This is a genomic window from Okeania sp. SIO2C9, from assembly GCF_010672455.1.
GTDB lineage: Bacteria > Cyanobacteriota > Cyanobacteriia > Cyanobacteriales > Microcoleaceae > Okeania.
In genome coordinates this window covers 18640-31689 of the sequence record NZ_JAAHGO010000019.1, presented here as the reverse complement: position 1 = coordinate 31689, position 13050 = coordinate 18640, and the positions used below count along the sequence as shown (strand labels likewise).

The window sequence follows — 13050 nt, the reverse complement described above, 5'->3', positions numbered from 1 at the left end:
TAGGAGATTTAGCATGGATAAACTCAAGCAATATTGGTTAGCGGAAGAATTAGAGCGTGCTCTTGGCGATCCAGAAAATCCAGACAGTACAATGTCTTTCAAGAGAGTGATTGAAATTGATGAGAGTGAAGAATTTCCACATCAGGAAATTGAATGGCTCTATAATTGGAAGCTACAACATCACTATATCCCTGTTAATTGTGGGGGGGAGTTTACTTCTTTTGAAGAGTTTGTGGCCTTCGTTAGAGTTTTATGCAGGCGCGACCAAACAATTGGAATTGCTTTTACTACCATGTTTTGGTCTTTTATTACCTGGATGGCAGGTACAGAGGAACAAAAGCAAAAGTTAGCAACTTATATTAAAGATGAACACGGGACAATGTGCCTTGGTTATTCAGAGAAGGAACATGGTGCTGACCTCATTGGTGGAGATTTGACTGCAACAAAAGTTCCTGGAGGTTATCTACTTAATGGGGAAAAGTGGCCGATAAATCGCGCAACTATTTCTGGAGTATCTTATATATTAGCAAAGACTGACCAAGAGGATGGAGGAGCTAGAGGTCTGTCTTTATTTATGGTAGAAAAAAGCCGACTAGATCCAGCAAATTACTACAATTTACCAAAAATTCTTACCCATGGAATCCGTGCTTCTGATATGAGTGGCATAGGTTTTAAGGATTGCTTTGTTCCCGAAGATATGTTGATAAAAGGGGAAGGAGCAGGTCTAGAAGTAGCTTTGAAAGGATTTCAAATTACTCGAACTTTATGTGCAGCTTTTTCTCATGGTGCTGGTGATACAGCTTTAAGAACTACACTAAAATTTGCTATTAATCGGGTCATTTACAATAAAACAGTTTTTGACATTCCTCAACCCAGGAAAATTCTGGTAGATGGTTTTTTAGACCTATTAATTTGTGATTGTGAAACTATTGGAGCAGCAAGAGGATTTCATGTTATTCCTCAACAATTTAGTGTTTGGGCAGCAGTGGTGAAATATTTTGTTACTGTTCAGTTAGAAACAATGATTAATAATATTTCATCAGTGTTAGGTTCTCGCTTTTATATGCGAGAAGAACATGACTGGGGAATATTCCAAAAAGTGCTGAGAGATAATTCAATTATTAGTGTATTTGATGGCAGTACAACTGTTAATTTGCACGCTCTAATTTTACAGTTCCGTCAGTTAACAAAACATCGTTCTCGGCGGAATTCTGCTAAGATGGAAGCAATTAAATCTCGTCTAGAAATCATCTTTTCCTTGGAGAAACAACTGCCTACTTTTGAACCAGAAAAACTGGAAATTGTAGGGCGTGGTGCTGATGATGCTTTACAAGGATTAGAAATTGCGTTAGAACAGTTAAAAGATTTAAAAGCTGCTAATTTAAACACTAAAGTTTTAGAGCAAATTACTGCACTGACTGAGTGTGTTATTGAAGAAGTAAACGCTCACGACCAACAAATTGCTAATTCAGCATTTGAGTTTGGTCACGACCAGTCACCAGAATTATTTGAAATAGCTAAAAAATACTGTGCTTTACACGCAGCAGCAGCGTGTGTGCATATGTGGATTTATAACCGCGAAATACTGGGTGAGTTTTTTGCAGGTGGTGAGTGGTTGGTACTATCTTTAAATCGTTTACTACAACCTTTTGGGCATTCACAAAAAGTAGACCAATTATATTGGGAAAAAGTTACTCAAGAAATGCTCAAACTTTATAACGAAAATAAAGTATTTTCTATTGTTCCCTTTCAACTAGCACAAACACAAAAACAGGAGAATAAAACAAATGCAAGTTCAGAACTCCAGCACGCTTAATACTGAAGCAAAAACAGAAAATTCCCCCTTAGAAATCTTACAAAAATGGATTGCTGAAAAGTTAGCAGAACAATTGTCTGTTGACAAAAGTACTATCGAATTTACCGAACCTTTAACTCGTTATGGTTTGGACTCAATTGATGCCGTAACTTTAGTTGGTGAGCTGGAAGATGAACTAGAATTAGAGTTACCTTCTACTTTATTTTGGGATTATCCAACAATTGAAAAATCTGCTGAATATTTAGTTTCTGAGTTTGATATTTCTGAGGCATTAGAAAATTTGGCAAGCTCTGAAGAAAAAACAGAAGAAGTGGAAAAAACTGCTGAAAAATCTGGTAAAGGTTGGGGTGGTTTTTGGAAGGGAGTAAGTGGTTCATAAAAGAACTGAAGAACCCTAGGAGAAAAGTCTTAGTTATGTAAGCATTCAGCTATTAGCGGTCAGCGCTTAAGCAATAAGACTCTGATGTGCGAGGACAGGGTTTAAATTAAAATAGACTTAACGACTTTTGTAGTAAGATTTAATCCGGGCTGAATTAATACAGCTTTGAATGTTTACCAAAAGTAATAGCAGATAGCAGATAGCTGATGGCTCACGGCTGAATTTTTACTTAGTTATACTAATGATTTTTAGTATATATTAAGACTTTATCTTCATAAAATTAAAAATCTTAGTTACCAATAATAAAATTGCTTTTGGTAACTAAAAAATCTTTCAATATTTCAGAGATTGACAAATACCTCATACCATAATTTATTGGGATAGGTTGCTATCAAGTATAGAGGAGGAAATAGTTAATTGAATTTTTCTGATTTTTCCTTCTGGTGGGTGCTGCTGATTTTTAGTGTGCCTTTCTTCACCATCCGCGCTCTAGGAAAAAGGTTAAACTTCTGGCAAGATTATTTTGATACCATTGGCTTGATGGTATTATCACTAACATTATTTTTAAATGCTAGTTTAAAAAGTTTTGCCGTATTTATATTTGAGGTGATTTTCAACTACATCATGGTGCGACTGATGTTGCAAAGACGTGGTTGGGAGTCAAGGGCGATCGCTACATTTTTAATAGTATTTGATGTAGCAGTATTAGCATACTTTAAATATCTCACATTTTTTGTAGAAGATGTAGTAGGTTTAGTAGTAGGAATTCCAGATAATTGGCAACAAAGTTTTCCTTTGCCTGTATATAAGACTATTCCACCAGGGATTTCTTTTTATACTTTTCAGATGGTGGCATTTGTTGTAGATTCTTTTACAGCGAAAAAGAAAAAGCCAATTAATTTCATAGATTACGTCAATTTTATCGCATTTTTTCCCCAAATTGTAGCAGGTCCAATCGAAAGACGCAAACAATTATTACCCCAGTTAGAATCTTTTAAATTCAAATTTACTGTAGAAAACTTTGAATTAGGTTTGCGATGGTTATCTCTAGGTTTATTTATGAAATTTGTTCTAGCAGATAACATTACTCCATATATAGACCTAGAGCAAGCAACAAATGCTTTGTTAGTTTGGTTTCATGCCTTTTTGTTTACTTTAAGAATATATTTTGACTTTGGTGGTTACAGCTTTATGGCTGTTGGTATCGCTAGATTTGTGGGAGTTAAACTAGAATTAAACTTTCTGGCACCCTATACTTCTGTCAGTATCCAAGAATTTTGGCGACGTTGGCACATTACTTTGAGTAACTGGTTTAGGGACTATGTTTTTATTCCACTAATGGGTGCAAATAAAAAGTGGGCACCATTCTATTTATTTATAACATTTACTCTTTCAGGCTTTTGGCACGGGGCAGCCTGGAATTTTATTTTATGGGGAGCTTACCATGGGGCATTACTATTGGCGATCAGATATGCCGGGAGACCTTTTCAGAGGTTTGTGGGTAGATGGACTTCTAGAACTGATTTAGTGTCCTGGGCCTTGACGTTTATGTCCGTGACTCTAGGCTGTTTATTTTTTATGGAAACTAATATTAGTAGGTTGGGTACTAAGTTAGTAACTTTAGTTACACCTGGAGCTTATTCACTTTCTGGAGTGATCGATGCTTTTAGTTCTTATAGCATAAATGAGGGTTGGGCTTTAGTTTTTACTTTAACTGTGGCGATCGGGGCATTATTTTTAGAACATTTGGCAGTTTGGCAGCAGCGAGATGAGTATGAATTGTTGCTATCTCCTTGGATATCTAGGGGTCTGCTAGGTTTAACTATTTTACTGGGGGCAACTATTCCTTCTGAATTTATTTACTTTGAGTTTTAATAGAACTCTGTTCAACAATTAATAATTAATGATTAATAATTAATAATTACCTCTCCTTTAAAACGGATAGGATTGACTCAAAGGAAAATTTTTATTTTTATCCCCTTAAAAGAGAATGGTTTGAACCACAAATTTTCTGTAAAAGTGTTAATTAAATCAATTTAAGATATCAAATCAATAATTTCATCTCCCTATTTTCAATACCCTATTTCATAACTTCTGTAACAAGTCTAATGATTAGATTTAAAACATTTGTTCCGGAAGAATATTTTGGATTTACAAGACTTTTTGGGGTGTGAAATACCATAGTTAAGAGATTAAATATGATTGTATTGAATTTAATTTGGAGTGCTGATGTATAGCTATCAGCTATCAGCATTTAGCTAGATTCAAAACTATTACTTGTTAAGATGAATGAAGTTTTAGAGGTAGCATAATATTTGCTTCGACTGCTATCTGTAGGATAATATTGAATAGTAAAGTTGGTTAGGTAGTAATACATTTTGCTCTGACCAATAGAGCTGTATTTGACTTTATTTAAAAGTTTAATTGCCTGTCATTTCAGTTAGCCTCCTGTGGTCGGAGCTACCCTAACAGTATCTCTGCAATAAGGAGGCTTGACATCAGGAATATTATCTTTGTTTTATCCTCTTAAAAGGGGAGGCTTTAGACCACAATTTTTCGGTAAAAGCTTTGAAGTTAATTTAAAAAAAATTACTATTGCTTCCTGAAAATTATCATATCGGGATTTGTCAGGAGTAGTTTTTATATAATAGGCAAAAAAATCAATAATTATCGACATTAAAAGCTGTGGAAACTGGAAAAATATCTGAAACAGCAATAGCTACAAAAATTTGTATTTTAGGCGGTGGCTTCGGCGGTCTTTATACAGCGTTGTATTTACAAAGTTTTCGTGGATTTAAACATAAAAACTGTCAAATAACTTTAATAGATATAAATGATCATATTGCATTTACTCCTTTACTTTATGAGGTGATTACAGATGAACTTAAAACTTGGGAAATAGCTCCATCTTTTGATAAATTACTCAAAAATAAAGATATTCAGTTTTGTCAAGATGAGGCGAAAGATATTGATTTTAAAGCTCGTGAAGTTAAACTTTTGGAGGGAGGAAGTTTACCTTATGATTATTTAGTTATTGCTGTGGGTGTGACTAATGGAAAAATGCCAAATGGTGCAGAAAATGTTTTGACATTCAGAACTTTAGCTGATATTCAACGCCTCGAACAAAAGTTACAAAGTTTGGAAAATTCTAGCCAAGAAAAAATTCGAGTAAGTATTGTTGGTGGAGGACCGAGTGGGGTAGAGTTAGCAGGAAAAATAGCGGATAGATTAGGTAAAAGGGGAGAAATACGCCTGATAGAAAGAGGAAAGGAAATTCTGAAAAGTTTTACTCCTGCTACTCGGAAAAATGCTCAACGTGCTTTGGATAAAAGAAATGTTTTAATCAGTTTACAGACGGGTGTGAATGCTATTGAAGCTGACCAAGTTACTATTTTACAAGCTGGAGAAACTGCTGTTATTCCCACTGATTTAATATTATGGACTGCGGGAGTTCAAATGAGAGAGTGGGTGAAAAATTTGGATTGTTCTCATAATTCTAGAGGTCAACTTATTTGTGAGCCAACTTTACAGTTAGTTGACTATCCAGAAGTATTTGGATTGGGAGATATTGCGGAGATTTCATATCCCAATAATCAACAACTTCCAGCAACAGCTCAAGTTGCTTATCAACAAGCAAGTCAAGCAGCAAAAAATCTGTGGAAAAGTTTAAATAATAAACGCCCAAGACCGTTTCGTTATTTACATTTGGGAGAGATGATTACTTTGGGGATGAATACGGCAGCTATTTCTAGTTTTGGTATTAGTTTATATGGCTCTTTTGCTGCTTTGGTAAGGTTAGGAGTTTATATTCAAAGATTACCTACTTTATCTCACAAATTTCAAGTTATTCGCCATAGATTAAAAGTTTGGTGGGAAAATTTATTTGGCAAATCAGCTAGTCACAAAAAGTTGAAATAAGTAGATAATTTATAACTTTAATACAGTCAATAACTATAGCATTTTTAAATGATATGTAAAACAAGAGTTAGTTATTTACTAACAGTAAAAAGTTCGGCAAACCTTCTTACCTGTTGCCTGCTGCCTAAAAGCTACCATGTTTTTTACGCAACTCAAATGAAATTACTATCAATAATTAAAATGACAGTAAGTATGGAAAAGGAAAAAAATAATTTCAGTGCGACACTGGAAAAATTGTTTGGTTTAGATTTACGATCGCTCGCCCTATTTAGAGTGGGTTTGGCAAAGGAAGTCAGAATCAGAAGTTGTTTTGATAAAGTCAATAACTAAATAATTAAAATGACAGTAAGTATGGAAAAGGAAAAAAATAATTTCAGTGCGACACTGGAAAAATTGTTTGGTTTAGATTTACGATCACTCGCCCTATTTAGAGTGGGTTTGGCAAAGGAAGTCAGAATCAGAAGTTGTTTTGATAAAGTCAATAACTAAATAATTAAAATGACAGTAAGTATGGAAAAGGAAAAAAATAATTTCAGTGCGACACTGGAAAAATTGTTTGGTTTAGATTTACGATCGCTTGCTCTATTTAGAGTGGGGTTAGCAAAGGAAGTCAGAAGTCAGAAGTTGTTTTGATAAAGTCAATAACTAAATAATTAAAATGACAGTAAGTATGGAAAAGGAAAAAAAAATCAGTGCGACACTGGAAAAATTGTTTGGTTTAGATTTATGATCGCTTGCTCTATTTAGAGTGGGGTTAGCAAAGGAAGTCAGAAGTCAGAAGTTGTTTTGATAAAGTCAATAACTAAATAATTAAAATGACAGTAAGTATGGAAAAGGAAAAAAATAATTTCAGTGCAACACTGGAAAAATTGTTTGGTTTAGATTTACGATCGCTTGCTCTATTTAGAGTTGGTTTAGCATTAGTAATTATTGTAGATTTAATTATCCGTGCAGGAGATTTAAGGTCTCTTTATAGTGATGCTGGAGTTATGCCTCGGACATTACTTAAGGAAATTACAAATCCCTTTTATTGGTCAATAAATTCAATTAGTGGCGAACCTTTTGTACAGGGGTTAATTTTCTTAATTGTTGGATTAATTGCGATAGCTTTGTTGGTAGGATATCGAACTAGATTAGCAACTATTGCTATGTGGGCATTTGTTATTTCTATTCAAAATAGAAATCCAGCTTTAAGTTTTGCTGCCGATCATGTACTACGCGCTCTACTTTTCTGGGCAATGTTTTTACCATTGGGAGCAAGTTATTCAATAGATAGCGCTCTTAATTCTTCACAAGAAAAATTACCTAAACGTATTGCTTCTGCTGCTACTGTGGCACTGATGATTCAAATAGTGTTGATTTATGCAGGTTCGGCAGCTTATAAGACTAAAAGTGAGATTTGGTGGCCTGATGGAGATGCGGTTTATTATGCTTTGAGTTTTGATGGGTATGCTACGCCATTTGGGCAATTTTTACTAGGTTTTCCTGAACCTATATTAAAGTTACTAACCTGGGTAGCTCTGTGGTTTGAATGGTTAGGACCTTTGATGATTTTTATTCCTGTTGGAATTACATTTTTCCGCTGCGTTTCTATTGTTTTATTTATTCTTTTACATATTAGTTTTGGCTTATCTTTTGAACTAGGGGTATTTCCTTATTTATGTGTGGTTATTTGGTTGGTTTTTATTCCTACAGAAGTCTGGGATAATTGGGAGAAAAAAATCCAGAGTAATGAACGTCAAGGATTGAGAATTTATTATGATGCAGATTGTGGATTTTGTAAGAAAGTTGTTTATCTGTTACGCACGTTTTTAATATTACCAGGAACACCATTAACTACTGCTCAAACTGATGAATCTATCTATGCTGATATGCAGGAGAAAAATTCTTGGGTTGTTGTAGACTGGCAAGGAAATCGACATTTTAAATGGGAAGCTTTGGTTTATGTATTTAGTTTGTCTCCTATCTTTAAACCTTTGGCTTTCTTGATGGGGTTATCAGCGATAATGCCTCTAGGAACAAAATTTTATGAATCTATTGCTAATAATAGAAAATTTGCTGGAAATTTTACTAAACCTTTTAAATTTCGTCCTTTAGATATACGTCCTTATCGAGGTTTAAATGTCGTTGTATTTTTACTACTTATCTATACTTTGACTTGGAATGTTAAAGGTTTTGTTAGGCAAACTTATCAAAGAAGAAAAGTACAACAGCAGGATTTTATCGCTAAAGCACACACATTATTTCGACGTAAGACTTTTCAACGGTTAGATGTTTTTGGTAAGCTCACAAAGTTAGACCAATCTTGGAGTATTTTTGCGCCTGCTCCACCAAGAGATGATGGTTGGCACGTTATTTCTGGGAAGTTGAAAAATGGGAAAGAGGTTGATGTTTTATATGAGAAAGGAGAGTCTATAAGTTGGGATAAACCAACGATGAAACAATTTAATAACCTGTATGAAAATATGCAGTGGCGCAGTTATTTTATTACTCTAAATCGAGCGATTGGTAAAAAACTTTATCCTTATTATGCAGAGTATGTTTGTAGTGAATGGAATAAAAAGAATGAAGGTTCGGAAAAATTAGAAAGTTTGGATATTTTCTTTATGGAGGAGAGAACTGTACCACCTGGTGAAACACAAATTGTGGAAAAGAAAAATATTATGCAAAAATCTTGTTCGGATGAGCAAAAAGATATTTAGGGAGAAGGTAATTTCAGTTATAATTTATCAGTTATCAGTTATCAGTTAGCCTCCTTATCGGAGGAGCTACACTAACAGTTTTTAGTACTTCTGCAATCAGGAAACTTGAAAATACGGAATATTCTTTTTCTCTTGGTCGATTAGAGATGGCTAGGAGACCTCCCCATCTCTCGACTGCTTTTTATCCTCTTAAAAGAGGAGACGTAACTACCTAATTTTTCGGTTACTAGATATGCTATTTAATTCTTACGTTTTTATCTTTTGTTTTTTACCTTTAACTCTGATTATATTCTTTGGTTTAACGAGATTTGGTTTAATTAAGGCTGCAAAAGTTTGGTTGACTGCTAGTTCATTTGCTTTTTATGGTTATTGGAATGTTGCTTATTTGCCTTTGCTAATAATTTCAATTTTGTGGAATTATCAAATGGGGAAATTTATTGCTGAGGCTAAACCAGAAAGTAAGCAAGCAAATATTTTACTTTGGTTAGGTGTAGCTGTTAATTTAGCAATAATTTCTTATTATAAATATGCAAATTTTTTCTTGGATACTGTTAATTCAGTAGTTTCTACAAATTTGAATGCTGGGCAAATTATTTTGCCTTTGGCTATTTCTTTTTATACTTTTACTCAGATAGCTTATTTAGTAGATGCTTATCGTGGGGAAACAAGAGAGACGAATTATGACTTATTAACTTATAGTTTCTTTGTAGTTTTCTTCCCTCAATTAATTGCCGGACCTATTTTACGCCACGATGAACTTATTCCTCAGTTTCGTCAATTGCGTAATTTTATTTTTTCCCAGAAAAATATGGCTTTGGGTTTAAGTCTTTTTAGTCTTGGTTTGTGTAAAAAAGTTTTGATAGCTGACACTATATCTCCATGGGTAGCACTAGCTTTTAATCATGCTGCCGACCTGAGTTTTATTGAAGCTTGGGTGGGAGCTTTAAGTTATACTTTTCAGCTATATTTTGATTTTTCTGGTTATTCTGATATGGCGATCGGTTTGGGGTTGATGTTTAATATTAAATTACCGATTAATTTTAATTCTCCCTACAAGGCTACTTCTATTAGTGATTTTTGGCGAAGATGGCATATTACTTTATCCAATTTTCTCAGGGATTATTTATATATTCCTCTGGGTGGAAGTCGTCGTGGAGAAGTGCGTCGTTATAGTAATCTTTTGACAACGATGCTGTTAGGTGGATTATGGCATGGTGCAGGTTGGACTTATGTAATTTGGGGAGGGTTACATGGTGTTTATTTATGTATTAATCATGGTTGGCGAAAGTTGAATATTCCTATGCCAAAAGTATTGGCATGGGTAATTACTTTTGTTGCTGTTATTGTTAGTTGGGTATTATTTAGAGCGCAAAATTTTCAGGATGGTCTAGATATTTTACAGACAATGGCAGGTATGAATGGGGTTGTTATACCAGGGGAAGCGAAAGGTAAATTATCTGTGTTAACTAATTTTGGTTTTCAGCTTAAATCTTGGTTGGATATGAATTATTTGCCGGAATTTTTGGGGAGTAAAATTTTATCTATTTTGGCTTTAATAGGCTTGACTTTTTCTGTAAGTTTCCTACCCAATACTCAGGAAATTTTGGCAAAGTTGAAACCTACATGGTGGTGGGCAGTTTGGATTGGTGTTTTGACAAGTATGGCTTTATTGTCGCTTAATCGTGTGTCTGAGTTTCTTTATTTCCAATTTTAAATTTTTAGATAAATGTTGAGGTAAATATGAGTATAAATAATCAACTTAGTTCTACTTACTCCCAAGCTTCATCTTCCCAAAAATCAGAAAAATCGGTGTTAAATAAGAGAAGATACCGCAGATATAATTGGCTATTTTTAATGTCAGCTTTACTACCTGTAGTAGCAGTAGGAATATTTAATATTATTGTCGATCCTTATGATGTGTTTAATACTCCCAATTTATTAGGAATAAATCATTCAAAACCTCGGAAAGATAATAGCGATCGCCTCTTTAAAACAACTGATATTATTCGGATTAAACCTGTTACAGTTTTGATGGGTTCATCCAGAACAAAACGCGCTATAGATCCTAACTATCCAGCTTTAAAACATCAACCAGCTTATAATTTAGCACTTACTAAGGGAAATTTCTATGAGTTACGACGCTATTTAGAACACGCGATCGCTAATCAGAAGGAATTAGACCTAGTTGTTATCGGTTTAGATTTGTTTATGTTTAATTCATTGATGGGAACTAGGGAAAGTTTTTCTGAGCAGAGACTAGAAAAAAAATATATTATATTGGCAGACTTGCTTAATATTACCTTTTCTTTAGATGCTTTGTTTGCAAGTCAAGAAACAGTAATTGATAGTAATAAAAATCCAACAAATAATATTTTTGATGGAGAAAATGGATTTATACCTTACCTAAATGTTGACCCGAAAAAAACTAAGTCTAGATTTGAAAAAATTATGAATAATTATTATGTAGGTTACAAGAGAGGCTATCAATCGTCTAATCAATTACTAGATGAATTTAAAAAAATTGTTAGCAAGTAAAGAAACAATAGTTGATAGTCTTAAAACTCCACCAGATTATCTTGGTTACGGAGAAAATGGATTTATGCCTGAGTTAAATATTGACCCTGAAAAAACTCAGCAGAGATTTAACAGACTCATCAGTTATTATGTCAAACATCGATACGCCAGATATCAACTATCTGGTCAATTCTTAGATGAATTAAAAAAAATAGTAGATTTATCTCAAAAAAATAAAATCAAGTTAATGTTATTTATTTCTCCTTCTCATGCGACTCACTGGGAAGCAATGAAAAGGAAAGATAAATGGTCAACTTTTGAAGAATGGAAACGTAAAGTTGTACAAATTAGTGATGTATTTGACTTTTCTGGATATAACAGTATCACAACTGAAGCTATTCATCATAATATGGAAAATTATACAGAGAATTCTCATTACACTCCTAAAGTAGGGAATTTAATTTTGAATAGACTCCTCTCTTACAAAGAAGAAGAAGTTCCAGAGGATTTTGGAATTTTAATTAATCCAGAAAATATTGAATCTCATCTCGTAAAAATTCGTCAAGACCGAGAAATTTGGGCTAAAAATAATCCTGATGAAGTGAAGTTAGTAAAAGAAATTAAACAAAAATTTGATGCCTCACTAAACTAGATAAAAATTATATTGAAGATATTGAATTAACTAAAATCTACTTGAACAGGGATTTAAATATGAGCCTTAATAATCAACTTAGTTCTACTTACTCTCAAACTTCATATCCCCAAAAATCAGAAAAAATTGTGGGAAAAAAAAGAAAATATTGCCGATATAATTGGAGATTTTTATTGTCGGTATTTATCCCTGTAGTTACTGTAGGATTGTTCAATATTGTTGTCGATCCTTATGATGTATTTAATACTCCTAATTTATGGGGAATAAATCATTCAAAACCCCGGAAAGATAATAATGATCGTCTATTTAAAGCAACTGATATTATTCGGATTAAACCTGTAACGGTTTTGCTCGGTTCATCTAGAACAAAACGCGCTCTAGATCCAAATCATCCTGCTTTAGAAAATCATCAGCAAGCTTATAATTTAAGCCTTGATAACCCTAATGTTTATGAGTTACGACGCTATTTAGAACACGCCATCGCTAATCAGAAAGAATTAGACCTAGTTATTGTAGGCTTAGATTTTTTCACGTTTAATTCATTTCAGGAAAACCGAGTGAATTTCTATGAAAATAGATTAGAAAAACAGCGTATTTCTGCCAAAGATTTTATTAATGTTACCTTTTCTCTAGATGCATTGTTGGCAAGTAAAGAAACAATAGTTGATAGTCTTAAAACTCCACCAGATTATCTTGGTTACGGAGAAAATGGATTTATGCCTGAGTTAAATATTGACCCTGAAAAAACTCAGCAGAGATTTAACAGACTCATCAGTTATTATGTCAAACATCGATACGCCAGATATCAACTATCTGGTCAATTCTTAGATGAATTAAAAAAAATAGTAGATTTATCTCAAAAAAATAAAATCAAGTTAATGTTATTTATTTCTCCTTCTCATGCGACTCACTGGGAAGCAATGAAAAGGAAAGATAAATGGTCAACTTTTGAAGAATGGAAACGTAAAGTTGTACAAATTAGTGATGTATTTGACTTTTCTGGATATAACAGTATCACAACTGAAGCTATTCATCATAATATGGAAAATTATACAGAGAATTCTCATTA

The 13050-nt window shown here is 33.6% G+C and carries 11 protein-coding genes; all 11 read left to right on the top strand.

Annotated elements, in window-relative coordinates; all coding sequences use genetic code 11:
- Positions 1–13: 13 nt before the first annotated feature.
- Positions 14–1816 carry an acyl-CoA dehydrogenase gene (locus F6K23_RS17000; protein ID WP_293157805.1) on the top strand — a complete coding sequence of 601 codons (1803 nt, stop codon included), beginning with the start codon at positions 14–16 and terminating at the stop codon, positions 1814–1816.
- A complete protein-coding gene (locus F6K23_RS16995; protein ID WP_293157802.1) occupies positions 1788–2195 on the top strand; it encodes an acyl carrier protein in 408 nt (135 codons plus the stop codon). The genes F6K23_RS17000 and F6K23_RS16995 overlap by 29 nt, the downstream gene beginning before the upstream one ends.
- Positions 2196–2612: 417 nt before the next feature.
- Positions 2613–4070 carry an MBOAT family protein gene (locus F6K23_RS16990; RefSeq protein WP_293157800.1) on the top strand — a complete coding sequence of 486 codons (1458 nt, stop codon included), beginning with the start codon at positions 2613–2615 and terminating at the stop codon, positions 4068–4070.
- 810 nt (positions 4071–4880) lie between these two features.
- Entirely contained in the window at positions 4881–6113 is a 1233-nt protein-coding gene (locus F6K23_RS16985) for an NAD(P)/FAD-dependent oxidoreductase (protein ID WP_293157797.1), read from the top strand.
- A gap of 156 nt (positions 6114–6269) precedes the next feature.
- Positions 6270–6443 carry a hypothetical protein gene (locus tag F6K23_RS16980; RefSeq protein WP_293157794.1) on the top strand — a complete coding sequence of 58 codons (174 nt, stop codon included), beginning with the start codon at positions 6270–6272 and terminating at the stop codon, positions 6441–6443.
- A 180-nt stretch (positions 6444–6623) separates the two neighbouring features.
- On the top strand, positions 6624–6746 hold the full coding sequence (locus tag F6K23_RS16975) for a hypothetical protein (protein ID WP_293157791.1): 123 nt from the start codon (positions 6624–6626) through the stop codon (positions 6744–6746).
- A 194-nt stretch (positions 6747–6940) separates the two neighbouring features.
- Positions 6941–8815, top strand: a complete 1875-nt coding sequence (locus F6K23_RS16970; protein ID WP_293157788.1) for an HTTM domain-containing protein — start codon at positions 6941–6943, stop codon at positions 8813–8815.
- A gap of 337 nt (positions 8816–9152) precedes the next feature.
- The gene (locus tag F6K23_RS16965) at positions 9153–10529 is read left to right on the top strand and encodes an MBOAT family protein (protein WP_293157785.1); all 1377 of its coding nucleotides are present in this window, start codon (positions 9153–9155) and stop codon (positions 10527–10529) included.
- Positions 10530–10555: 26 nt separating this feature from the next.
- Positions 10556–11350, top strand: coding sequence for a hypothetical protein (locus tag F6K23_RS16960; RefSeq protein ID WP_293157782.1), 795 nt, complete (start codon positions 10556–10558; stop codon positions 11348–11350).
- Positions 11322–11981, top strand: coding sequence for a hypothetical protein (locus tag F6K23_RS16955; protein ID WP_293157779.1), 660 nt, complete (start codon positions 11322–11324; stop codon positions 11979–11981). The genes F6K23_RS16960 and F6K23_RS16955 overlap by 29 nt, the downstream gene beginning before the upstream one ends.
- Positions 11982–12040: 59 nt before the next feature.
- Positions 12041–13050, top strand: a 1010-nt coding sequence (locus F6K23_RS16950; protein WP_293157776.1) for a hypothetical protein, incomplete at its 3' end; no start/stop codon positions are given.

Excerpts from the sequence above, each read along its gene's own strand:
- F6K23_RS17000 (WP_293157805.1), top strand. The coding sequence starts at position 14 with ATGGATAAACTCAAGCAATATTGGTTAGCGGAAGAATTAGAGCGTGCT.
- F6K23_RS16960 (WP_293157782.1), top strand. The coding sequence starts at position 10,556 with ATGAGTATAAATAATCAACTTAGTTCTACTTACTCCCAAGCTTCATCT.
- F6K23_RS16975 (WP_293157791.1), top strand. The coding sequence starts at position 6,624 with ATGGAAAAGGAAAAAAATAATTTCAGTGCGACACTGGAAAAATTGTTT.
- F6K23_RS16995 (WP_293157802.1), top strand. The coding sequence starts at position 1,788 with ATGCAAGTTCAGAACTCCAGCACGCTTAATACTGAAGCAAAAACAGAA.
- F6K23_RS16970 (WP_293157788.1), top strand. The coding sequence starts at position 6,941 with ATGGAAAAGGAAAAAAATAATTTCAGTGCAACACTGGAAAAATTGTTT.
- F6K23_RS16980 (WP_293157794.1), top strand. The coding sequence starts at position 6,270 with ATGAAATTACTATCAATAATTAAAATGACAGTAAGTATGGAAAAGGAA.
- F6K23_RS16955 (WP_293157779.1), top strand. The coding sequence starts at position 11,322 with ATGAATTTAAAAAAATTGTTAGCAAGTAAAGAAACAATAGTTGATAGT.